This is a genomic window from Stutzerimonas sp. FeSN7 (assembly GCF_030263795.1).
Classification (GTDB): domain Bacteria; phylum Pseudomonadota; class Gammaproteobacteria; order Pseudomonadales; family Pseudomonadaceae; genus Stutzerimonas; species Stutzerimonas stutzeri.
Genome location: NZ_JARPMN010000001.1, coordinates 1087818 through 1110329, shown reverse-complemented (window position 1 = coordinate 1110329; position 22512 = coordinate 1087818). Strand labels below are relative to the sequence as shown.

Here is a 22512-nt window from a genome sequence, read left to right as displayed (position 1 = left end):
GTTCATCGCGCTTTCCCGGGGAAGGCAGCCTTGATTTTCAGGAAGAAGTATTCCGAGTCCCGAAAACCATAGGCCATACGCTTGATCACCTTGATGCGGTTGTTGACGCCCTCAAGGACGCTGGTATGCATGTGGAAGTTGGCACTGGCGAGGATGCCTCGGGCGTATTTGCGCAGGTTGCGAGCGAATCGCTGTAGCGGCGCGAGGCCGCTGTCCCGGGCGTGCCGCAACCAGGTTCGCCAGCGGCGCCAGCCCTCTCGTACGCTGGGGGCGAACCAGACATCCTTCAGCGCATCCTTGAGGACATAGACCGTAGCCAGCGGCTGGTTGGCCGCGAGTAGTTCTTGAAGCTGCACGGCTTGTCCGTCCTTCAGGTTGTTGCGATTGCGCAGCAGCAGCCAGCGGCTTTGCTTGACCGCCTTTCGTGCCGGCTTGTCTTCGCGCAGGAGGTTGGCCTGGTCAACCCGGATACGGTCGATCACATCCCGACCGTAGCGCGCGACGACGTGAAACAGGTCGTACACCACTTCGGCTTGCGGGCAATGCTTCTTCACCTCCAGGTCGAAAGCCGTGTTCATGTCCATGGCCACCGCCTCAATCTGCTGGCAGTGCTCGCCGAGCAATTCAAAGAACGGGCGGATCGCCTCACGGCTGTTGCCGTGGCCGACCCACAACACCCGCGTTCGCTCGGCGTCCATGATGACCGTGGCATAGCGATGCCCCTTGTGCAGGGCGAACTCGTCCATCACCAACCGGCGGACACCGCTTGAATCGAAGGTGCCTACCTCGGCTTGAAGGCGTCGTTTATCGAGCGTTTTGAGGGTGTGCCAGTGCAGGCCGGTGAGCTGGCTGACGTGGCTGATCGGCAGCAGCCGCAGCAGGCTTTCGAGCCAGACCCGTAACCGCCGGGTCAGGCGAGATGCAGGCTCCAGCCAGTCGATCCGCTCGGTCACCCGCCCACAACTCAGGCAATCGACTCGGCGCACGGGTAGTTGAAGCAAGACGCGCTGATCGAACAGATCACGATCGCGCACCAGACGAATCCGGCGCTCGTGAATCAACGGGCTGAGCTGACCACAACGCCCGCACCTGGGCACTGAACCGGCTTGAGGCTCAAGCTCAATCAGAAGGGAGTTGTTGGCGGATGAACGGCAGGCAACGGCGTCATAGCCTGGCCAGAACGAGGCAAGATCAATAGGATGCACGGCGACAGCAGGGACAGGTGGATGGTTGGTTTGGCGACTACCAATTTACCTGCTTCCCTGACTGTCAACTCGCTCTTCCCCCAGAGTCCGCGAAGAACCAAAAAAAAGGTTCATCGCGCTTTCCCGGGGAAGGCGGCCTTGATTTTCAGAAAGAAGTATTCCGAGTCCCGAAATCCATAGGCCATGCGCTTGATCACCTTGATGCGGTTGTTAACACCCTCAAGGACGCTGGTATGCATGTGGAAGTGAGCACTGGCAAGGATGCCTCGGGCGTATTTGCGCAGGTTGCGAGCGAAGCGTTGCAGCGGCGCGAGGCCGCTCTCGCGAGCATGTCGCAGCCAGGTTCGCCAGCGTCGCCAACCCTCTCGTACGCTGGGGGCGTACCAGACATCCTTCAAGGCATCCTTGAGTACATAGACCGTAGCCAGCGGCTGGTTCGCTGCGAGCAGTTCCTGTAGCTGCACGGCCTGTCCGTCCTTCAGGTTGTCGCGATTTCGCAGCAGCAGCCAACGACTCTGCTTGACCGCCTTTCGTGCCGGCTTGTCTTCGCGCAGGAGGTTGGCCTGGTCGACCCGGATACGGTCGATCACATCCCGGCCGTAGCGCGCGACGACGTGAAACAGGTCGTACACCACTTCGGCCTGCGGGCAATGTTGCTTTACCTCCAGGCCGAAAGCCGTGTTCATGTCCATGGCCACCGCCTCAATCTGCTGGCAGTGCTCGCCGAGCAATTCAAAGAACGGGCGGATCGCCTCACGGCTGTTGCCGTGGCCGACCCACAGCACCCGTGTTCGCTCGGCATCCATGATGACCGTGGCATAGCGATGCCCCTTGTGCAGGGCGAACTCGTCCATCACCAACCGGCGGACACCGCTTGAATCGAAGGTGCCTACCTCGGCTTCCAGGCGTCGTTTATCGAGCGTCTTGAGGGTGTGCCAGTGCAGGCCGGTGAGCCGGCTGACGTGGCTGATCGGCAGCAGCCGCAGCAGGCTTTCGAGCCAGACCCGTAACCGCCGGGTCAGGCGAGATGCAGGCTCCAGCCAGTCGATCCGCTCGGTCACCCGACCACAGTTCAGGCAATCGACTCGGCGCACGGGTAGTTGAAGCAGGACGCGCTGATCGAACAGATCGCGATCACGCACCAGACGAATCCGGCGCTCGTGAATCAACGGGCTGAGCTGACCACAACGCCCGCACCTGGGCACTGAACCGGCTTGAGGCTCAAGCTCAATCAGAAGGGAGTTGTTGGCAGATGAACGGCAGGCAACGACGTCATAGCCTGGCCAGAACGAGGCAAGATCAATAGGATGCACGGCGACAGCAGGGACAGGTGAAGGGTGTGTTTGGCGACTGCCAATTTACCTGCTTCCCTGACTGTCAACTCGCTCTTCCCCCAGAGTCCGCGAAGAACCAAAAAAAAGGCGACCATAGGTCGCCTAAATGCCTTGCGTGCTCTTTGAATCTGGAAGAACTCAGCGCTTCTTGTGCGCGTCCTTCCAGATGAAATATCCGAAGCCTCCGAGGAAGGCGACCATCAGGCCGACCGTGACCACCCCTGCGAGCACCACATTATCGACAAACATGAGACCTACCTCCGAAACCTGATTCGCTGTTCGATGGGTTCAAGGTAAACCCGGGCGACCGGGAAAAAATTGACCCGCGTCAATGGCCGCAAGATGCCGATCCCAGGCGCGCGCAACGACTGATCCAGGTCAAGAAAACGGGGGTATCAGGAAGGAAACGGGGGCGATTCCGCCGCCGAGCGCATGAAGCGCGAATAGCGGCATTGGGTACTAATAACGAAACGGTATGAAACGGAGATAGGCGGGAGTGGGTGCCGTTCAGCGTTTCTTCGAGGGCTTCTTGCCCTTCTTCTTCTTCGGCTTGCCAAGCGGCAGGACCTGCTCGAAGGTCTTGCGCATCTCCTCGAGTCGCTTGTCGTTCAGGTCGTGAATGCGGCGGGCACGTTCGGCGCTGAAATCGATCAGGTTCTCGTCACTGCTCATGTGGTTGGTCTCGGTGGATCAGGCGAAATGTCAGGTTGAGACGCGGCTGCGATACCTTGCTGGTCCGCGCGATCTGATGTTGCCAATGATGCTGCGTGGCGCCACTCATGACCAGCAACGAACCATGTCCCAGAAGCAGCGAATGCTGAATCCGTCCACTGCCCTTGCGCCGCAGGTCGAAGCGCCGCTCGGCTCCCAGGCTCAACGATGCCACGACAGGATTGCGGCCCAGCTCGCCTTCGTCGTCACTGTGCCAGCCCATGGCATCGCCGCCGTCGCGATACAGGTTGAGCAACACGCCATTGAAGCGATGCCCCGTTTCGCGCTCCAGACGCTGACGGACCTCCTGCAACAGCGGTGTCCAGGCCAGCGGCTCATGCTGCAGGCCGGAATAGCGATACGCTGCCTGCGAATCACCGTACCAGGCCACCAGGCGCGGCACCGCGACCTGGCGGCCGTAGAGGCGTATCTCCGGCTGCGTCCAGGGCGTGGCGAGGATCAGCTCCTGCAGCCAGGCATCGGCGGTATCGCTGTCAACCCAGTCCGCTCGGTAGTCCAGCGCTGCATCGGGCAGCTCGATCGATGGAACATGGCGCGGGCCGCTCGCAGGCACATCAGACCTCGACATCGACCCAGAGCCCTTGGCGCGGCAGTTCTTCGAGCGCGGCCTGATCCTGCTCGTCGGTCTCGCCCTTGGCCAGCTCCTCCGGGGTATAGCCGCGACGCTGCCGCCGCCGTTGCTCGTCGCGCAGCATTTCCGCGCTCTCCTGCGGATGCCGGCGGTCGAGCGTGACGGCGCTTTCGTCGGAGCTCGCCTGTACGGGTGTTACCGGCGCCACCTCGGGGCGTGGCTTGACCACGTCCTGCTGGGCGGCAACCGGAATCACGCCGGTTGGAATGGGTGGCAGCATGCTGATGGCCCTCCTTACCTGTGAGTCGGCGCGGCACCGGTCAACTTTAACAGGACCGCTACACTTCATGCGTCGAGCAGTCGCCATCGGCGTCGCTCTCCCGGCGACGTTCCGTTACCATAGCCGGCTTTTTCACAGCGGGAGGCAGCATGGCGCAGCAGTATCTACCGGGGCAACGCTGGATCAGCGACAGCGAGGCGGAACTCGGCCTCGGAACCATCCTCACTCAGGATGGACGGATGCTCACCGTGCTTTACCCGGCGACCGGCGAAACCCGCCAGTATGCGACGCGCAGTGCGCCACTGACCCGCGTACGCTTCGTCCCGGGAGACGAGATCACCCACTTCGAAGGTTGGAAGATGACCGTGCGCGAGGTCGATGACGTCGATGGCCTGCTGGTCTATCACGGTCTGACCGCGCAGAACGAAGCCCGCACCCTGCCGGAAACCCAGCTGTCGAACTTCATCCAGTTCCGCCTGGCCAGCGACCGCCTCTTCGCCGGCCAGATCGACCCGCTGGCCTGGTTCAGCCTGCGCTACCACACCCTGCAGCACCAGAGTGCCCAGCTGCAGTCCTCGCTGTGGGGCCTGGGTGGCGTGCGTGCACAGCCCATCGCGCACCAACTGCACATTGCCAAGGAGGTCGCCGACCGCATCGCCCCCCGCGTGCTGCTGGCAGACGAGGTGGGCCTGGGCAAGACCATCGAAGCCGGCCTGATCATCCATCGCCAGCTGCTCTCCGGCCGCGCCAGCCGGGTGCTGATCCTGGTTCCGGAAAACCTCCAGCACCAATGGCTGGTGGAAATGCGCCGCCGCTTCAATCTGGAAGTTGCGCTGTTCGATGCCGAGCGCTTCATTGAGAGCGATGCCAGCAACCCGTTCGAAGACACCCAACTGGCGCTGGTGTCGCTGGAGTGGCTGAAGGAAGACGAGCGCGCCCAGGATGCCGCCTTCGCCGCCGGCTGGGACCTGCTGGTGGTGGACGAGGCGCACCATCTGGTCTGGCACCCGGAAAGTGCCAGCGCCGAATACCGGCTGGTCGAACAGCTGGCGGAAGTGATCCCCGGCGTGCTGCTGCTGACCGCGACCCCGGAACAGCTGGGCCTGGACAGCCACTTCGCCCGTCTGCGCCTGCTCGACCCGAATCGCTTTCACGACCTCGACGCCTTCCGCGCCGAGAGCTCCAGCTACCAGCCAGTGGCCGAAGCCGTGCAGGAACTGCTCGACGAGGGTCGTCTCTCGCAGCAGGCTCATCAGACCATCCATGATTTCCTCGGCGCCGAAGGCGAAGCCCTGCTCGCCGCCGCCACCGATGGCGATATCGAGGCCAGCAGTCGGCTGATCCGCGAGCTGCTCGACCGTCACGGCACCGGCCGCCTGCTGTTTCGCAATACGCGCGCCGCCGTGCAGGGCTTTCCCGAGCGCCAGCTACACCCCTACCCGCTGCCCTGCCCCGCCGAATACATGGAGCTGCCGCTGGGCGAGCACGCCGAGCTGTATCCGGAAGTCGCCTTCCAGAGTCAGCAGGAACCGGCCGACGAGCAGAATCGCTGGTGGCAGTTCGACCCGCGTGTCGAGTGGCTGATCGACACCCTGAAGATGCTGAAGAAGTACAAGGTGCTGGTCATCTGCGCCCACGCCGAGACCGCGCTGGATCTGGAGGACGCGCTGCGCGTGCGCTCCGGCATCCCGGCCACGGTATTCCACGAAGGCATGAGCATCCTCGAACGTGACCGCGCCGCGGCCTACTTCGCCGACGAGGAGTTCGGCGCGCAGGTGCTGATCTGCTCGGAAATCGGCAGCGAAGGCCGCAACTTCCAGTTCAGCCACCATTTGGTGCTGTTCGATCTGCCGGCTCATCCTGACCTGCTCGAGCAGCGCATCGGCCGCCTCGACCGTATCGGCCAGCAGCACACTATCCAGCTGCACGTGCCCTATCTGGAAACCAGCCCGCAGGAGCGCCTGTTCAAGTGGTACCACGAAGCGCTGAACGCCTTCCTGGCCACCTGCCCGACCGGCAATGCCCTGCAACATCAGTTCGGCCCGCGCCTGCTGCCGCTGCTGGAAGATGGCGATGACGACACCTTCCAGGGCCTGATCGACGAAGCCCGCGCCGAGCGTGAGCGCCTGGAAGCCGAGCTGCATGCCGGCCGCGACCGTTTGCTGGAACTCAACTCCGGCGGTGGCGAGCAGGGCAAGGCGCTGGTGGACGCCATCGAGGAGCAGGACGATCAGTTCGCGCTGCCGATCTACATGGAGCAGCTGTTCGATGCGTTCGGCATCGACAGTGAAGACCACTCGGAAAATGCCCTGGTGCTGCGCCCCAGCGAAAAGATGCTGGACGCCAGTTTCCCGCTGGGCGACGACGAGGCCGTGACCATCACCTACGACCGCGAGCAGGCGCTGGCCCGCGAGGACATGCAATTCCTCACCTGGGAGCATCCCATGGTGCAGGGCGGCATGGACCTGGTGCTGTCCGGCTCCATGGGCAACACCGCGGTGGCGCTGATCAAGAACAAGGCGCTCAAGCCGGGCACCGTGCTGCTAGAACTGTTGTTCGTCAGCGAGGTGGTGGCGCCGCGCGCCCTGCAGCTGAGCCGCTTCCTGCCGCCGCTGGCGCTGCGCTGCCTACTCGACGGCAACGGCAACGACCTGGCGGCCAAGGTGGCCTTCGACACGCTCAACGATCAGCTGGAAAGCGTGCCACGCGCCAGCGCCAACAAGTTCGTCCAGGCCCAGCGCGACGTGCTGGCCACACAGATCGCCGCCGCCGAGGCCAAGATCAAGCCGCGCCATGTCGAACGCGTCGCCGAAGCCCAGCGCAAGCTCAAGGCAGGGCTGGACGAAGAGCTTGCCCGACTGGTGGCCCTGCAGGCCGTCAACCCGAGCGTGCGTGACAGCGAAATCGAAGCGCTGCGCCAGCAACGCGAGGACGGTCTGGCGGCACTGGAAAAGGCCGCCCTGCGCCTGGAAGCGATACGCGTACTGGTTGCCGGATAAGCTGGCGCGTTCCGGCCCTGACCGGCGGGCTGAGGCCCGCCCCAGAGCCACGTGCGAAGCTAACCGCGCTCCGCCCGGGCGATACACCAGTAGGCCGCCATTCGGGTGACCAGCGCCTTCGGCCCCTCGGCGTAGAGCCGCCGGCCAAGGCGCAGCGCTCGTTGCTGCAGCTGCTCGCGGCGCTGCTGGATACAACGCTGCAACTGTTCTCGAGTCTCCGGCGCGCCGAACAGATCGGGCTCGCGCTCCATCAGCTGGGCCATCATCGCCAGGTCATGGTCATCGCCCAAGGCATCGGCGACCTGCTTGAGCTGATCGGCGCGGCTTTCCAGCGCGTCCGGCCAGCACGGCGAAAGCAGCTGGCAGTGATACCAATGATCCTTCACCCGCTTGCGCCACTCGTGCAGCAGCTCGTCCGAAGCATCCCGTTCCGCCCGCGCCAGATCCCGCACGCCGTCGCTGTAGGTGCGGCGCAACCCGTTGGCGAGCAGCCCGAAGCCCTTGCCGGACAGCTTCCAGTGCTGCATTTCCTGGGTCAGCGCACGTAGCTCACCCAGCACTTCGGCCAGCTCCGCGTCGAAATCCGCGTGCACCTCGCCATCCGGCGCGGCGCGCTGCTGCAGTTGCAGGCGAATCTGGCGGAACGCGTCGCTGACGAACAGTGGCTGGTTGGCCCGTGCCAGGGCGTCCCAGCTTTCCAGCATCGCCGCGGCATCGCGGGACTCGGCCAGGCGCCGCCCCACGTCGCGCAGCCGCCGGTTGTCGAGCTTGAAACGTGCACCGAGCGGCTCGCGTACCAGCCGCAACAAGGCTCGCAGTTCCTTGAAGCGCTTACGCGCCTGATGCACCCCTTCCGCGCGCTCATCCGCCTCGACCGTAAGCGCCTGGATCGCCTTGTCGATGCGCTGCAGGGCGGCCTTGCGCACTTCCTTGGCGGCATTGCGAGTAGGTCGGATGCGATAGGCCATCGAATTGCTCTCCATGAAGACGCTCCGCTTGAGCACCGTTAATGGGACCCGCAGCCTGCACCCGACGTTGACCCGTCAGTGTGAAGTTTTTGTGTCAGCGAATGACGTTGCGGCCCGGCTCAACCGTAGCGCTTGCGCGCCTCGATGGCCAACCCGCTGCCGATGCTGCCGAAGCGGTTGCCCTCGACATGGCGCGCCCGCGGCAGCAACCCGGCGACGCTGTCACGCAATGCGGGAATGGCACTGGAACCGCCGGTGAAGAACACCGTGTCGACCTCCTCGGCACGCACCCCGGCATCGGCCAGCAGCTGCTTGATGCTGGCACCGATGCGTTCGAGCAGCGCGGCGATGGCGCTCTCGAAGCCCTGCCGGCTCAGCTCGACCCGCAGATCCGGCTCGATGCGCTGAAAATCGATGGCGAAGCGCTGCTGCTCGGTGAGCTCGATCTTGCCCTGCTCCACCTGCATCGCCAGCCAGTGGCCGGCGCGCTGCTCGATCAGGCGGAACAGCCGATCGATGCCGGTGGGATCGACGATGTCGTAGCGCATGCTCTGCAGCGCGCGCTGCGACGCCGGCGCGTAGACCGCGTTGATGGTGTGCCAGGTGGCGAGGTTGAGGTGGGTGCTGGTAGGCATCGGTGCATCGCTTTTCATCCGGCTGCCATAGCCGAACAGCGGCATCACCCCGTGCAGGCTGAGCTGCTTGTCGAAGTCGGTGCCGCCGATATGCACGCCGCCTGTCGCGAGGATGTCCGCCTGCCGGTCGTCCACCGCACGGCGCTCGGGCGACAGGCGCACCAGCGAGAAGTCGGAGGTACCGCCGCCGATATCCACGATCAGCACGCGCTCCTCGCGCTCGATACGCGACTCGTAGTCGAAGGCCGCGGCGATCGGCTCGTACTGGAAGGACACCTCGCCGAAGCCGATCTTGCGCGCAGCCCCCGCCAGGGTCTCGGACGCCTCGCGGTCGGCCTGCGGATCATCGTCGACGAAGAACACCGGCCGGCCCAGCACGACCTCCTCGAAAGGCCGGCCCGCCGCGGCTTCTGCCCGCTGTTTGAGGGTGCCGAGAAACAGCCCGAGGATATCCTTGAACGGCATGGCGCTGCCCAGCACGGTGGTTTCGCTCTTCAGCAGCTTGGAGCCGAGCAGGCTCTTGAGCGAGCGCATCAGTCGCCCCTCGTAGCCTTCGAGGTACTCGTCCAGCGCCTGGCGACCGTAGACCGGGCGACGCTCTTCGAGATTGAAGAACACCACCGAGGGCAGCGTCGGCTGGTCACCTTCCAGTGCGATAAGCGGATCGACATCCGGCCGCCACCAGCCGACCGTGGAATTGGAGGTGCCGAAATCGATGCCGCAGGCGCAGGCAGGTGAAGCGTTGAACATGGTGTGGTCCGCGGGTACAGAAAAAACGGCCGCGCAGTGTAATGGAGGTAGCACCCGCTTGCAGGCCTATCGTCGGCTGCCGCAGCCAAGGGTTCTACCCGCAAAAAAAAAAGTGCCCGGCCATCACTGGTCCGGGCACAAACCCCATGACGCAACGCCCTGTCAGGCAGGCACCGCCTCCGCACCAGGCGCCCCGGCAGTCATTCCGGCCGTCATGCGCTTGGCATCGGCACAGAAGGTCCGTGAAGCCTGGAACAGGAACACCATGGTCAGCAGCAGCGACGCCGGAATCAGGTACATCGCGCCGTGCAGCCCTTCGGCGCGGAACGCCTCGGCCATTTCGCCAGCCCCTGCCGCCAGCATCGCCGCTTCGGCGAAATGGTCCGAGAGCAGCCCCACCACCACCGTGCCCATGCCACCACCGAGCAGGTACAAGCCGGCAAAGAACAGCGCCATGGCCGTGGCCCGCAGGCGCGGCTCGACCACGTCCTGGATCGCGGTGTAGACGCAGGTATAGAAGTTGTAGGAGAACAGCCAGCCGATGCTGAAGACCGCAACGAACAGGCCCACGTCGATCCGCCCGGCGAGCAGCGCGTAACCGGTCGCGAGCGTGGCGATCAGCATGCTCACCGCGGCGAACATCAGCCGGCCGCGGGCGAAGCGCTGATGGATGCGATCGGCGACCCAGCCGCCTAGGGTGAGGCCGATCAGGCCGGTCAGGCCGACGATCACACCGGTGGCGACCGAGGCATTGACCAGCGAAACCCCGTGATAGCGCATCAGCAATGGCACCATGAAAGCGTTGCAGGCGTAGGTGGCGAAGTTGAATGCCAGCCCGGCCATTACCAGCCACCAGAAGGTCCGGATCGACAGCACCTTGCGGATCGGCTGCTGCACGGGTTCCTGCGAGACCTTGACGGTCTCGGCCGCGCCGCGCGTGGGCTCGCGGATCAGGAAGATGAACACCGCCAGCACCAGCCCGGGCACCGCGGCGATGAAGAAGGGCGCACGCCAGCTGCCGAAGAACTCGACCATGGAACCGATGGTGAAGAAGGCCAGCAGCAGCCCCAGCGGCAGGCCCAGCATGAAGATGCCCATGGCCCGGGCCCGCTTGTGCGCCGGAAACAGGTCGCCGATCAGCGAGTTGGCCGCCGGCGCGTAGCTGGCCTCGCCGATACCGATGCCCATGCGAATCAGCAGGAAGCTCCAGAAGTTCCAGGCCAGCCCGTTGATAGCCGTCAGGCCGCTCCAGGCGGTGAGCCCCCAGCCCATGATCTTGCGCCGCGAGCCGAGGTCGGCCATGCGCCCCAGCGGCAGGCCGGCAATGGCGTAGACGATGGTGAAGGCGGTGCCGATCAGGCCGAGCTGGAAGTCGTTGAGGCTCCACTCCAGCCGGATCGGCTCGGCGATGATGGCCGGGATGGTGCGATCGAAGAAGTTGAACAGATTCGCCAGAAACAGCAGAAACAGCACGCGCCAGGCGTTGGAAGCTTGGGTGGAAGGCTGCATGACGTCGGTCTCGATTGTTCTTATATTCCGGCCGCAGACCAGCCGGGACTCGACCATGACTCTAGAGTCTGTGCCTGCTCCTGTCTCCGAACATCAGCCTCGCTTATGCCGCGCGATGGTTCAGCGGGCGCGCCATTCGGCGAGCCAGCCGAGGCTGGCCTCGCGGCCCTGCTCGCCCGGCTTGTATTCGGCGCCCAGCCAGCCCTGGTAGCCGCCGGCCTGCAGCGCCTGCAGCGCCGCCGGGAAGTCCACCTCGCCGGTACCGGGCACGCCGCGCCCGGGGCAATCGGCAAACTGCACATGACCGATGCGCCCGGCCAGCCGGGCGATGCAGTCCGGCAGGTCCAGCCCCTGACGGGCCATATGGTAGAAGTCCAGCTGCGCCATGCAGTTGGGGTGCTCGACCCGCTCCAGCAGCGCAAGCAGGTCGGCCGCGCTGTTGATCAGAAATCCCGGCATGTCCAGCGGATTGATCGCCTCGCAGAGCACGCGGATGCCGAGCAGCTCGAAGGCATCGGCGGTCTTCCACAGGTTGCGCTCCAGGGTCTCCAGCGCCAGTTCGCGTTCGACACCCTCGGCCAGGCGCCCCGGCAGCACGTTGACGCAGGCCGGGCGCACCATGAGCGCGTAGTTCAGCGCCTCCTGCAGGGCGGCATCAAAGGCGTCCTGCCTCTCCGGTACCGCCGCCAGCCCGGGGCCGCCCTGCATCAGGTCGCCGGCCGGCAGGTTGATCAGCACCAGCGGCAGGCCGGCGCGCTCGAGTTGGTCCTTCAGCCGGATGGCCGGGACTTCGTAGGGGAACTGGATCTCCACACCATCGAAGCCGGCGGCGCGGGCCGCGAGGATGCGCTCGATCAACGGCAGTTCGGTGAACAGCAGCGAAAGATTGGCCGCGATCTTCACTGGTCGCCCTCCCGGTACATCTGCACCAGCGTTGCCGGATCGCGTTCCAGGTTGCCCTGGCTGCCGTGCAGGCGCATCAACTGCGCGGCCAAACCGCTCAAGGGCGTCGCCGAGCCCTGCTCACGAGACAGTTTCACTGCGGTGTCGAGATCCTTGAGCAAGGTGCGCACGTGCCATTTCACCGGCTCGAACTCGCTCGCCGCCATCTGCGGAGCGAGGATCTGCAACGGTCTGGAGTCAGCGAAACCGCCCGCCAGTGCCGGCGCCAGCAGGCTGGCATCGACCCCGGCGCGCTCGGCCAGCGCCACCACCTCGGCGATCACCAGGGCGTTGCAGGCGACGATCATCTGGTTGCAGACCTTGGTCACCTGCCCGGCGCCGACCTCGCCCATGTGGGTCAGACGCTGGCCGAGGTTCATCAGAATCGGCCGCACCCGCTCGACATCCTCGGCACGGCCGCCGGCCATGATCGCCAGCGTGCCCGCCTCGGCACCCGCGGTGCCGCCGGAGACCGGTGCATCGACCCAGCGCATGCCACAGCGAAACTCCAGCTCTGCCGCCATATCCCGGGTCGCGGTGGGTTCCAGGCTGGAATGGTCGACCAGCAGCTTGCCCGCCTTGCCGCCCTCGGCGACCCCCCCCTTGCCGAACAGCACCTCGCGCACGGCGGCGGTGTCGGCCAGGCAAAGCAGCACGACATCGGCCTCGGCGCACAGCTCGGCGGGGGTCGCCACGGCCCTGGCGCCCAGATCGACCAGTGGCTGGCATTTCGCCGATGAGCGATTCCACACCACCAGACGATACCCGGCCGCCAGCAGGCGTCGACACATCGGCAGGCCCATCAGGCCGATCCCGGCGAAGGCAATGGTTGGCAGATCGGACATGAGACGGCTCCTTGGTGAACGAATGGCCGATTCTAGCCCCGCCCCGGCGTATCCGGCCATGGCGCGAGGCGCAGCAGCGCCGCCCCATGCGACCGCGCAATGTCACAATGTCATCAAACGCAATCCAGCATTTTGCCCGACCAACCGGAACGATCCGCCTTCAAGCGCCTCTGAAGGAGGCCCCGAGGCATCGCCTCGCGCAGACCATCCGCTCATCGCACGTGCTCGTCGTGCATCAGAAGACATCGCAGGAAACAGCAATGGATTTAATTCAGATCATCGTCCTGGCCATCGTGCAGGGGCTTACCGAGTTCTTGCCGGTATCGAGCTCCGCTCACCTGATCCTCTTCCCGCACCTGGTGGGCTGGGACGACCAGGGGCTGGCATTCGACGTAGCCGTGCACCTGGGCACGCTCGCCGCCGTGGTCTGGTACTTCCGCCAGGAAGTGTTCGGCATGACCCGCGACTGGTTCGCATCCCTTGCCCGCCGCGAGCGTGTCGGTGACAGCCGGCTGGCCTGGGCCGTCATTCTCGGCACGATCCCGGCGGGCATCGCCGGGCTGCTGTTCAAGGGATTCATCGAGGAGCAAATGCGTTCGCCGCTGGTGATCGCCTGGGCAACCATCGGCTTCGGCCTGCTGCTGTGGTGGTCCGACGTGGTCAGCCGGCGTACCCCGCAACCGCGCGATGAGCACAGCCTGAGCTGGAAAGACATTCTGCTGATCGGCTGTGCACAGGCACTGGCACTGATTCCCGGCACCTCGCGCTCAGGCGTCACCATGACGGCTGGCCTGCTGCTGGGACTGTCGCGCTCCGGCGCGGCGCGCTTCTCGTTTTTGCTGTCGATCCCGATCATCGTGCTTGCCAGCGGCTTGAGCACGCTCGATCTGGTGGAAGGCGAGGTAGCCGTGGACTGGACGGCAATGGGGCTGGGGGTGGTGCTGTCGGCGATCAGCGCCTACCTGTGCATCCACTTTTTCCTCAAACTGCTGGAGCGTGTCGGCATGTTGCCGTTCGTGATCTATCGCCTGATTCTCGGCGCCGTGCTGCTGGTACTGTTCAGCGGCGTCTGAGTGATCACGCCGCGGCTCGCGCTGGGCGCTTGCCGCGGCGTTTGGCCGGTTCGTCTTGCGACGCCCTAGCCTTGTGGCAGATCGATCAGCAGCGGGCCGAGCACGAACGCCGCCAGACGCGCCTGGGTGAACATCTTTTCGCCAAACGCCACGCCAGGATCGTCCTTGGATTCGACCGGCTGCTCCCGAATTCTGGCCACCTCCCTGAAGGAGTGGCCATCCGCCCAAACCATGGTCGACTGACGCTTCTCATCGCACATCACATTCGTTTCCTTCGCCCTGCGGGGTGGCACATTGCTGATATTCGGCCACTACAGAACCCTTAGGTTTGGCGCCTGAAAAAAGTTCGTCGTGTTGCAGGATATTTCGCCAGCGGTCCAGCCAGGGCGATGGCCGGTTTTGAAGTCGTTCAGCTTTTCGCTTGGCTCCCGGTGGCCGCCAGGCTCTATAATCCGCGCGCTTTTTCCGCTATTGAACCGGAGAACCCTCAATGCTGAAGCGCTCCCTGGCAGCCGTCGCCGGCCTTGCCCTGTCCTTGTCCATTGCCACTACCCATGCCGCCGAAACCCTGCGGGTTTCTGCCATTCCTGACGAAGCCCCGACCGAGCTGATCCGCAAGTTCAAGCCGCTGGGCGAATATCTGGAACAGCAGCTGGGCATGCCGGTGAAATTCACCCCGGTGTCGGATTACGCCGCGGTCGTCGAGTCCCTGGCATCCGACCGCCTCGATCTCGCCTGGCTCGGCGGCTTTACCTTCGTGCAGACGCGCCTGAAGACCGGCGATGCGATCCCGCTGGTGCAGCGCGAGCAGGACGAGCAGTTCACCAGCAAGTTCATCACCGCCGACCCTGAGGTCAAGTCGCTGGCCGACCTGAAGGGCAAGACCTTCGCGTTCGGCTCGGTGTCCTCCACCTCCGGCAGCCTGATGCCGCGCTACTTCATGCTCAAGGACGGCATCGAGCCGGAGCAGTACTTCAAGCGCATCGCCTACTCCGGCGCCCATGACGCCACTGCGGCCTGGGTCGAAGCCGGCAAGGCCGACGCCGGCGTGCTCAACGCCTCGGTCTGGGACAAGCTGGTCGCGGCCGGCAAGGTCGATACCGCCAAGGTGCGAGTGATCTCCACCACCCCGCCCTACTACGACTACAACTGGACGGTGCGTGGCAACCTCGATCCGGCGCTGGTCGAGAAGATCAAGGCAGCGTTCCTCGCCCTCGATCCGGCCAACCCGGAGCACAAGGCGATCCTCGATCTGCAGGCCGCCAGCCGCTTCATCGAGACCAAGCCGGAGAACTATGCCGGCATCGAGGAAGCCGCGCGCGCAGCCGGCCTGCTCAAGTGACGCCATCGCTGCGTCGCCCATGAACAGCCTGCAAACCGAGCAGATACCGGGCCACGTCGGCACACAGGGCCCGGCGCTGAAGCTCGCCGGCGTGGACCATACCCACGCCGGCGGCCAGGTGGCGTTGCAGGGCATCGACCTGCAGGTCGCACCCGGCGAGCGCGTTGCCATCATCGGCCCGTCCGGTGCAGGCAAGACCACCCTGCTGCGATTGCTGGCCACGGCGCTCAAGCCTGACGGCGGCGAAGTCGAGCTGCTCGGACAACGTCCCTGGTCGCTCTCCGCCGGAGCTCGCCAACGCCTGCGCACGCGCATCGGCCTGATCCACCAGGCGCCGCCGCTGCCACCTCGGCAACGCGTCATCACCGCGGTGCTGGCCGGTCGTCTCGGCCAGTGGTCGCTGGCGAAAAGCCTGCTCAGCCTGATCTACCCACTGGATCGCCAGGGCGCTGCCGACGCACTCGGTCGCCTGGACCTGGCGGACAAGCTGTACATGCGCTGCGATCAGCTCTCCGGCGGTCAGCTGCAGCGCGTCGGTATCGCCCGCATGCTCTACCAGGGCGCGGACCTGATCCTCGCCGACGAATCCGTTTCGGCAATGGACCCAGTGCTGGCCAGCCACACGCTGGGCCTGCTCAACCGCGAGGCACAGCGGCGCAGCGCCACCCTGTTGGCCAGCCTGCACGCGGTCGAGCTGGCGCTGGAGCACTTCCCGCGCATCCTCGGTGTGCGGGACGGGCGCATCCTGTTCGACAAACCGGCCGCCGAAATCGGCCCGGGCGAGCTGGCTGCGCTGTACGCCAACGAGCAGCTCGAACACACGCCGGCATCGGCGCCAGCGCCGCGCGTGCAGCTGAACATTCCACGATGCTGAACCCCGCGCTCGTTCGCCATGACCCTGCCGCCACCTCCCGCCTGCTGCTGACGCTGCTGGCCGTGGCGCTGCTCTGGCCGGGCCTGCGGTTGAGCGAGCTGGACATTGGCGTGCTGTTCGACGGCAGCAACGCCGACACCATGGGCAGCTTCGTTTCCGCCTTCTGGCCGCCGGAGCATGGCGGAGACTTCCTTGCCCTGCTCTGGCAGGCGACGCTGGAAACCCTGGCCATCGCCACCGCCGGCATGACCCTCGCGCTGGCCATCGCCATTCCCTGCGCCCTTCTCGCCACTCGCGCGCTGTCGCTCTCGGCACTCAGCCGAGGCGGCCGCCCGGCCTGGTGGACCCACGCCCTGCGCTGGCCGGTACGCGGCCTGCTGATCGTGCTGCGCAGCATTCCGGAGATCGTCTGGGCGCTGCTGTTCGTTCGCGCCGTTGGCCTCGGCCCGACCGCGGGCGTGCTGGCCATCGCCATCACTTACGCCGGCATGCTGGGCAAGGTCTATGCGGAGATCTTCGAATCGGTCGACCCGTTGCCGGCCCGCGCCCTGCTCGGCAGCGGGGCCTCACGGTTGCAGGCGTTTTTCTACGGCGTGCTGCCACAGGCCACCGGAGAAATGCTGTCCTACAGCGTATACCGCTGGGAATGCGCGATTCGTGCATCGGTGGTGATGGGCTTCGTCGGCGCTGGCGGGCTGGGTCAGCAGATGGATCTGTCGATGCGCATGTTCGCTGGCGGCGAAGTGGCGAGCATGCTGCTGACCTTCCTGGCGCTGGTGCTGCTGGCGGACCTGCTCAGCCGTCTGCTGCGCTGGAGGTTCGCATGAGGTTGCTGTCGCGCCTGCTCATCCCGCTGGGTCTGCTCGGCGCCGTGATGGCGGCGTTCGCCTTCCTGCAGCTTGACAGCGCCGCGCTGCTCAGCCGCGACGGCCTGACCCAGATGGTTGCCTACGCGTCCGGCTTCATGACCCCGGATCTGTCGGCCAATCATCTGCGGGCGATCGCTCACGGCACGCTGGAAACCCTGGCCATGTCGGCCATTGGCACCCTGCTCGCCGCGCTGCTCGGCCTGCTGCTGGCGCTACCGGCGGCCGGGCGCTTCGGTTTGTTCGCGCAAGCGGCGTCGCGCCTGCTGCTCAATGCACTGCGGGCAATTCCGGAACTGGTGTGGGCGGCACTGATGGTGCTCGCCGCCGGCCTCGGCCCGAATGCCGGGACCCTGGCGCTGGCGCTGCATACTGCCGGTGTGCTGGGCCGCCTGTTCGCCGAGGCGCTGGAGAACACCCCGCCGCAGCCCGCCGACGCCCTGCGCCTGGCCGGCAGCGGCCGGGTCGCCGCGTTCTGCTACGGCACCCTGCCGACTTTGTGGCCGCAGCTGGTGGCCTACACGCTGTATCGCTGGGAGAACAATATCCGCATGGCCAGTGTGCTCGGCTTCGTCGGCGCCGGTGGCCTCGGCCAGATGCTCTACATGAGTCTCAGCCTGTTCCAGGAAGCCCAGGCCTCGACGGTGATCCTCGCCATGCTGGCGATGGTGCTGGCGGTGGACAGCCTGAGCGCCTGGGCGCGGCAGCGGTGGGTGAGAGGCTGAGGGCGGCGTCAGCGTCACGCCCGCCCCGTTTCAGTGCAGCGCCGGCTTCGCTACGCGTTCCTGCACCAGCACCCAGGGCGCCACGACCACGGCCCACAGGTCGGGGTCACGCTCCAGCCAGTCCTGCGCCTGCTCGGCAGGCATCTTTGCCAGTTGCCCGCCGGTCAGCCAGGCCGCCACCTTGGCCTGATCGTCCTCGGCCACCGCCACCGCCACCTCGACCAGATCGGCCTCGCCAGCCACCTGCAGCAGCGCGCCGCGGGCGAAGAAAGGCTGCAGTTCCTGCCAGGTGATCGCTGCGGTTTCGCCCAACAGCTTGGCATAAAGAGTGCTTGCGTCGTCGGCCATGGGACTCGTCCGTAACGAAAAAGGCGCCATGATACCCGCGCCCCGATTCCCATCAAACGGTTGAATCTGCCGGCTGTGCAAACGGAGGAGACACTTCTACACTGTGCCGGTACAGTTGCCGGAGCGTTTCGGGATGTTCGCCTCTTAACGGCACTCCGGCCCGCAGGATTCAAACAATAACGATGCAAGTGGAGCACTTATGAAGACCAACCAGCGTCTTTCGAAAATTTTCCTGGCAATGGCACTGACCGGCGCAGCCAGCTACAGCCTGGCCGCCGACACGATCCGCATCGGATTGGCAGGGCCGGTAACCGGGCCGGTGGCGCAGTACGGGGACATGCAGTTCATCGGGGCCGAAATGGCCATCGAGCAGATCAACAAGGCCGGCGGGGTGAACGGCGCGCAACTGCAAGGCGTACGCTACGACGATGCCTGCGATCCGAAACAGGCCGTGGCGGTGGCCAACAAGATCGTCAATGACAACGTCAAGTTCGTCGTTGGCCACCTCTGCTCCAGCTCCACTCAGCCGGCGTCCGATATCTACGAGGACGAAGGCATCCTGATGATCACCGCGGCGTCCACCAGCCCGGACATCACCTCCCGCGGTTACGAGCTGATCTTCCGCACCATCGGCCTGGACAGCCTGCAGGGTCCGACCGCCGGCAACTTCATTGCCGATCACGTCAAGCCGAAGAACGTCGCCGTCATCCACGACAAGCAGCAGTACGGCGAAGGCATCGCCACGGCCGTCAAGCAGACCCTTGAAAGCAAGAACATCAAGGTCGGCCTGTTCGAAGGCATCAATGCCGGTGACAAGGACTTCTCCTCGCTGATCGCCAAGCTCAAGCGCGAAGGCGTCGACTTCGTCTACTACGGCGGCTACCACCCGGAGCTGGGCCTGCTGCTGCGTCAGTCCAAGGAAAAAGGTCTGAACGTGCGCTTCATGGGTCCGGAAGGCGTCGGCAACTCGGAAATCTCCGCCATCGCCGGCCCGGCCTCCGAAGGCATGTACGTGACGCTGCCGAAGTCCTTCGACCAGGATCCACGCAACAAGGAACTGGTTGATGCCTTCAAGGCCAAGAAGCAGGATCCGAGCGGCCCGTTCGTGTTCCCGGCCTACGCCGCGGTTCAGGTCATCGCAGAAGGCATCGAGAAGGCTGGCAGCACCGACACCGACAAGGTCGCCGAAGCGCTGCGCAGCAACACCTTCGACACTCCCACCGGCAACCTCGCGTTCGATGAAAAGGGCGACCTGAAGGACTTCAACTTCGTCGTCTACGAATGGCACCAGGACGGCACCAAGACCGAAGCCAAGTAACTTTCATCAGCCTGGCAAAGCCCACACTCGCTTGTGGGCTTTGTTTTAGCGGGCGGCCCTGCCACAAGCACCGGGCCGCCTTGCCATACCTGTAATCCAACGAGCGGCCTGAACAGCAGGCCCGCCTCGAACCGACGCCATGCGTGATCCGCAGGGTGCCGTACCGCAGTGGCGCCGCGCCAGGGTGTGCGGTGTGTTCGAAGTGGGCAGCGCAGCCAGACCGGATGGAATTGCAGGGACTTCGGGAGAGCAGTGATGCCTGAGCTTTACCACTACCTACAACAGCTGATCAACGGGCTGACCGTTGGCAGCACCTACGCGCTGATCGCCATCGGTTACACGATGGTGTACGGCATCATCGGCATGATCAACTTCGCCCACGGCGAGGTGTACATGATCGGCTCGTATGTCGCTTTCATCGCCATTGTCGGCCTGTCCATGATGGGCCTGGATGCCTTGCCTATCCTGATGATCGGCGCCTTCGTCACCGCCATGATCGTCACCAGCGCCTACGGCTACAGCATCGAACGGGTGGCCTACCGCCCGCTACGTGGCAGTAACCGCCTGATCCCGCTGATCTCCGCCATCGGCATGTCCATCTTCCTGCAGAACGTCGTGCTGCTGGCCCAGGACTCCAAGGACAAGGCGATCCCCAACCTGATGCCGGGCAACCTGGTCATCGGTGAAAGCACCATGAATGGTGTGGTGATCTCCTACATGCAGATCCTGATCTTCGTGGTCACCTTCGTCGCCATGTACGGTCTCACGCTGTTCATCTCCCGCTCCCGCCTGGGCCGTGCCTGCCGCGCCTGCGCCGAGGACCTGAAGATGGCCAACCTGCTGGGCATCAACACCAACGGCATCATCGCGCTGACCTTCGTCATCGGCGCGGCGCTGGCTGCCATCGCGGCGGTGCTGATCAGCATGCAGTACGGCGTGATCAACCCGCACATCGGCTTCCTCGCCGGCATCAAGGCATTCACTGCCGCAGTGCTCGGCGGCATCGGCAGCATTCCGGGCGCCATGCTCGGCGGCCTGGTGCTGGGCGTCGCCGAAGCCTTCGGTGCCGACATCTTCGGTGATCAGTACAAGGACGTCGTGGCCTTCAGCCTGCTCGTGCTCGTGCTGCTGTTCCGCCCCACCGGCATCCTCGGCCGCCCGGAGGTGGAAAAGGTATGACCGGCAATCTGCGTATCGCTTTCTTCAGCGCCCTGCTGGTCATCGCCGTGGCGGTGCCGGTGTTCGGCCTGAAGCTCACCACCGTCGGTATCCGCGTCGAGGTGCATGGCGCCGAAGCCGGCACCTTCTGGATCATCGCCGCCTGCGCGGTGGCCATGTTCGTCTGGCAACTGTTCCGCACGCATCTGGCCGCCGGCTGGGCCGCCAGCCCGAGCCTGCCGAGCGTGCCAGCCGGTGCTGGCAACTTCCTCACCCTGCCCTCGACCCAACGCTGGATCATCCTGGCGCTGGTGCTGGTTGCGCTGGTCTGGCCGTTCTACGGCTCGCGCGGTGCCGTGGACATCGCCACGCTGATCCTGATCTACGTGATGCTCGGCCTCGGCCTGAACATCGTGGTCGGGCTGGCCGGCCTGCTGGACCTGGGTTACGTCGGCTTCTACGCCGTGGGCGCCTACACCTACGCGTTGCTGTCGCACTACTACGGGGTCGGCTTCTGGACCGCGCTGCCAATCGCCGGAGCGATGGCCGCACTGTTCGGCTTCCTGCTCGGCTTCCCGGTACTGCGTCTACGCGGTGACTACCTGGCCATCGTGACGCTGGGGTTCGGCGAGATCATCCGCATCCTGCTGCGTAACATGACCAGCATCACCGGCGGCCCCAACGGCATCAGCGGCATCGACAAACCGACCTTCTTCGGCCTGTCGTTCGACCGCCGCGCCGCGGAGGGCATGCAGACCTTCCACGAGTACTTCGGCATCGCCTACAACTCGGTGAACAAGGTGATCTTCCTCTACCTGATCGCCCTGCTGCTGGTACTGCTGACCCTGTTCGTGATCAACCGGCTGCTGCGCATGCCGATCGGCCGCGCCTGGGAAGCCCTGCGCGAAGACGAGATCGCCTGCCGCGCACTCGGCATGAACCCCACGGTGATCAAGCTTTCCGCGTTCACCCTCGGCGCCACCTTCGCCGGGTTCGCCGGCAGCTTCTTCGCTGCACGCCAGGGGCTGGTCTCGCCGGAGTCATTCACCTTTATCGAGTCGGCGATCATTCTCGCCATCGTCGTGCTGGGTGGCATGGGCTCGCAGCTCGGCGTGATTCTCGCAGCCATCGTGATGATCCTGCTGCCCGAGCTGATGCGCGAGTTCAGCGAATACCGCATGTTGATGTTCGGCGCCCTGATGGTGCTGATGATGATCTGGCGTCCGCAAGGCCTGCTGCCGATGCAACGCCCGCACCTGGAGCTGAAGCAATGAGCCGCCCGATCCTGGAAGTACGCGGCCTGACCATGCGCTTCGGCGGCCTGCTGGCCGTCAACGAGGTGGCGCTGACCGTACACGACAAGCAGGTGGTTTCGATGATCGGCCCCAACGGCGCCGGCAAGACCACCGTATTCAACTGCCTGACCGGCTTCTACCAGCCGACCGCCGGCGAAATCCTGCTCGACGGCACGCCGATCCACGGCCTGCCCGGCCACAAGATCGCCCGTCAGGGCGTGGTACGCACTTTCCAGAATGTCCGCCTGTTCAAGGACATGACGGCGGTGGAGAACCTGCTGGTAGCGCAACACCGACACCTGAACACCAACTTTCTCGCCGGTCTGCTGAAGACGCCGGCGTTCCGTCAGAGCGAACGCGAGGCCATGGACTTCGCCGCCCACTGGCTGGAACAGGTGAACCTCACCGACATCGCCAACCGCCCGGCGGGCACCCTCGCCTACGGCCAGCAGCGTCGCCTGGAAATCGCCCGCTGCATGATGACGCGTCCGCGCATTCTCATGCTGGACGAGCCGGCGGCCGGCCTGAACCCGAAGGAGACCGAGGACCTCAAGGCGCTGATCGCCCTGCTGCGTGATGAACACGGTGTCACCGTGCTGCTGATCGAGCACGACATGAAGCTGGTCATGAGCATTTCCGACCACATCTACGTGATCAACCAGGGCACCCCACTGGCCAACGGCTCGCCCGAGCAGGTGCGCAACAACCCTGACGTGATCAAAGCCTATCTGGGGGAGGCGTGA

General features: G+C 65.0%; 23 protein-coding genes. 10 read left to right on the top strand and 13 right to left on the bottom strand.

Going from position 1 to position 22512, the window contains the following annotated elements; all coding sequences use genetic code 11:
- Window positions 1-2: 2 nt before the first annotated feature.
- From P5703_RS05095 to P5703_RS05070, 6 genes are all read right to left on the bottom strand, one after another.
- On the bottom strand, window positions 3-1205 hold the full coding sequence (locus tag P5703_RS05095) for an ISL3 family transposase (protein WP_161612779.1): 1203 nt from the start codon (window positions 1203-1205) through the stop codon (window positions 3-5).
- A 110-nt stretch (window positions 1206-1315) separates the two neighbouring features.
- The gene (locus P5703_RS05090; RefSeq protein ID WP_285585726.1) at window positions 1316-2518 is read right to left on the bottom strand and encodes an ISL3 family transposase; all 1203 of its coding nucleotides are present in this window, start codon (window positions 2516-2518) and stop codon (window positions 1316-1318) included.
- 159 nt (window positions 2519-2677) lie between these two features.
- Window positions 2678-2788, bottom strand: coding sequence for a cytochrome c oxidase subunit CcoM (gene ccoM / locus P5703_RS05085; protein WP_011914065.1), 111 nt, complete (start codon window positions 2786-2788; stop codon window positions 2678-2680).
- A 258-nt stretch (window positions 2789-3046) separates the two neighbouring features.
- Window positions 3047-3211, bottom strand: a complete 165-nt coding sequence (locus P5703_RS05080) for a hypothetical protein (protein ID WP_017246300.1) — start codon at window positions 3209-3211, stop codon at window positions 3047-3049.
- Complete coding sequence (locus P5703_RS05075) at window positions 3201-3824, bottom strand: alpha-ketoglutarate-dependent dioxygenase AlkB family protein (protein ID WP_061374225.1); 624 nt, start codon at window positions 3822-3824, stop codon at window positions 3201-3203. Before P5703_RS05075 ends, P5703_RS05080 begins: the two co-directional genes overlap by 11 nt.
- A 1-nt stretch (window position 3825) precedes the next feature.
- A complete protein-coding gene (locus tag P5703_RS05070) occupies window positions 3826-4122 on the bottom strand; it encodes a hypothetical protein (protein WP_011914069.1) in 297 nt (98 codons plus the stop codon).
- A 149-nt stretch (window positions 4123-4271) separates the two neighbouring features.
- Between P5703_RS05070 and rapA the strand changes: the two genes are divergently transcribed.
- On the top strand, window positions 4272-7121 hold the full coding sequence (gene rapA / locus P5703_RS05065) for an RNA polymerase-associated protein RapA (RefSeq protein ID WP_048329663.1): 2850 nt from the start codon (window positions 4272-4274) through the stop codon (window positions 7119-7121).
- A gap of 59 nt (window positions 7122-7180) precedes the next feature.
- On the opposite strand, the gene P5703_RS05060 is transcribed toward rapA, so the two are convergent.
- From P5703_RS05060 to P5703_RS05040, 5 genes are all read right to left on the bottom strand, one after another.
- Window positions 7181-8104, bottom strand: a complete 924-nt coding sequence (locus P5703_RS05060) for a CHAD domain-containing protein (RefSeq protein WP_011914071.1) — start codon at window positions 8102-8104, stop codon at window positions 7181-7183.
- A gap of 104 nt (window positions 8105-8208) precedes the next feature.
- Window positions 8209-9474 carry an Hsp70 family protein gene (locus P5703_RS05055; RefSeq protein WP_285585721.1) on the bottom strand — a complete coding sequence of 422 codons (1266 nt, stop codon included), beginning with the start codon at window positions 9472-9474 and terminating at the stop codon, window positions 8209-8211.
- A 162-nt stretch (window positions 9475-9636) separates the two neighbouring features.
- Complete coding sequence (locus P5703_RS05050) at window positions 9637-10983, bottom strand: spinster family MFS transporter (protein WP_013983588.1); 1347 nt, start codon at window positions 10981-10983, stop codon at window positions 9637-9639.
- 120 nt (window positions 10984-11103) lie between these two features.
- The gene (locus tag P5703_RS05045) at window positions 11104-11886 is read right to left on the bottom strand and encodes a hydroxypyruvate isomerase family protein (protein ID WP_151320794.1); all 783 of its coding nucleotides are present in this window, start codon (window positions 11884-11886) and stop codon (window positions 11104-11106) included.
- The gene (locus tag P5703_RS05040; RefSeq protein WP_084903455.1) at window positions 11883-12770 is read right to left on the bottom strand and encodes an NAD(P)-dependent oxidoreductase; all 888 of its coding nucleotides are present in this window, start codon (window positions 12768-12770) and stop codon (window positions 11883-11885) included. The genes P5703_RS05045 and P5703_RS05040 overlap by 4 nt, the downstream gene beginning before the upstream one ends.
- A 260-nt stretch (window positions 12771-13030) precedes the next feature.
- On the opposite strand from P5703_RS05040, the gene P5703_RS05035 reads away from it, so the two are divergent.
- Entirely contained in the window at window positions 13031-13843 is an 813-nt protein-coding gene (locus tag P5703_RS05035; RefSeq protein ID WP_011914076.1) for an undecaprenyl-diphosphate phosphatase, read from the top strand.
- A gap of 65 nt (window positions 13844-13908) precedes the next feature.
- Here the strand turns inward: P5703_RS05035 and P5703_RS05030 are convergent, their stop codons facing one another.
- The gene (locus tag P5703_RS05030; RefSeq protein ID WP_019405280.1) at window positions 13909-14103 is read right to left on the bottom strand and encodes a hypothetical protein; all 195 of its coding nucleotides are present in this window, start codon (window positions 14101-14103) and stop codon (window positions 13909-13911) included.
- 230 nt (window positions 14104-14333) lie between these two features.
- Here P5703_RS05030 and P5703_RS05025 point away from each other — a divergent pair, with 230 nt between their 5' ends.
- From P5703_RS05025 to phnE, 4 genes are read left to right on the top strand one after another with little or no spacing between them, the layout of a single operon-like run.
- Complete coding sequence (locus P5703_RS05025) at window positions 14334-15185, top strand: putative selenate ABC transporter substrate-binding protein (RefSeq protein WP_013983593.1); 852 nt, start codon at window positions 14334-14336, stop codon at window positions 15183-15185.
- Between the two features lie 19 nt (window positions 15186-15204).
- Window positions 15205-16059, top strand: a complete 855-nt coding sequence (locus P5703_RS05020; protein ID WP_285585717.1) for a phosphonate ABC transporter ATP-binding protein — start codon at window positions 15205-15207, stop codon at window positions 16057-16059.
- Complete coding sequence (locus tag P5703_RS05015; RefSeq protein WP_013983595.1) at window positions 16053-16886, top strand: PhnE/PtxC family ABC transporter permease; 834 nt, start codon at window positions 16053-16055, stop codon at window positions 16884-16886. The genes P5703_RS05020 and P5703_RS05015 overlap by 7 nt, the downstream gene beginning before the upstream one ends.
- Window positions 16883-17650: a phosphonate ABC transporter, permease protein PhnE gene (gene phnE, locus P5703_RS05010; RefSeq protein WP_014597365.1), complete on the top strand. Its 768-nt coding sequence runs from the start codon at window positions 16883-16885 to the stop codon at window positions 17648-17650. The genes P5703_RS05015 and phnE overlap by 4 nt, the downstream gene beginning before the upstream one ends.
- Before the next feature lie 30 nt (window positions 17651-17680).
- Here phnE and P5703_RS05005 read toward each other — a convergent pair whose 3' ends face one another.
- Window positions 17681-17998 carry a DUF2288 domain-containing protein gene (locus P5703_RS05005; RefSeq protein ID WP_013983597.1) on the bottom strand — a complete coding sequence of 106 codons (318 nt, stop codon included), beginning with the start codon at window positions 17996-17998 and terminating at the stop codon, window positions 17681-17683.
- A gap of 199 nt (window positions 17999-18197) precedes the next feature.
- Here P5703_RS05005 and P5703_RS05000 point away from each other — a divergent pair, with 199 nt between their 5' ends.
- From P5703_RS05000 to livG, 4 genes are all read left to right on the top strand, one after another.
- Entirely contained in the window at window positions 18198-19316 is a 1119-nt protein-coding gene (locus P5703_RS05000) for a branched-chain amino acid ABC transporter substrate-binding protein (RefSeq protein ID WP_011914083.1), read from the top strand.
- Between the two features lie 255 nt (window positions 19317-19571).
- On the top strand, window positions 19572-20495 hold the full coding sequence (livH, locus tag P5703_RS04995) for a high-affinity branched-chain amino acid ABC transporter permease LivH (RefSeq protein ID WP_011914084.1): 924 nt from the start codon (window positions 19572-19574) through the stop codon (window positions 20493-20495).
- Window positions 20492-21748 carry a high-affinity branched-chain amino acid ABC transporter permease LivM gene (locus tag P5703_RS04990; RefSeq protein ID WP_011914085.1) on the top strand — a complete coding sequence of 419 codons (1257 nt, stop codon included), beginning with the start codon at window positions 20492-20494 and terminating at the stop codon, window positions 21746-21748. The genes livH and P5703_RS04990 overlap by 4 nt, the downstream gene beginning before the upstream one ends.
- Window positions 21745-22512 carry a high-affinity branched-chain amino acid ABC transporter ATP-binding protein LivG gene (gene livG, locus P5703_RS04985; RefSeq protein WP_011914086.1) on the top strand — a complete coding sequence of 256 codons (768 nt, stop codon included), beginning with the start codon at window positions 21745-21747 and terminating at the stop codon, window positions 22510-22512. The genes P5703_RS04990 and livG overlap by 4 nt, the downstream gene beginning before the upstream one ends.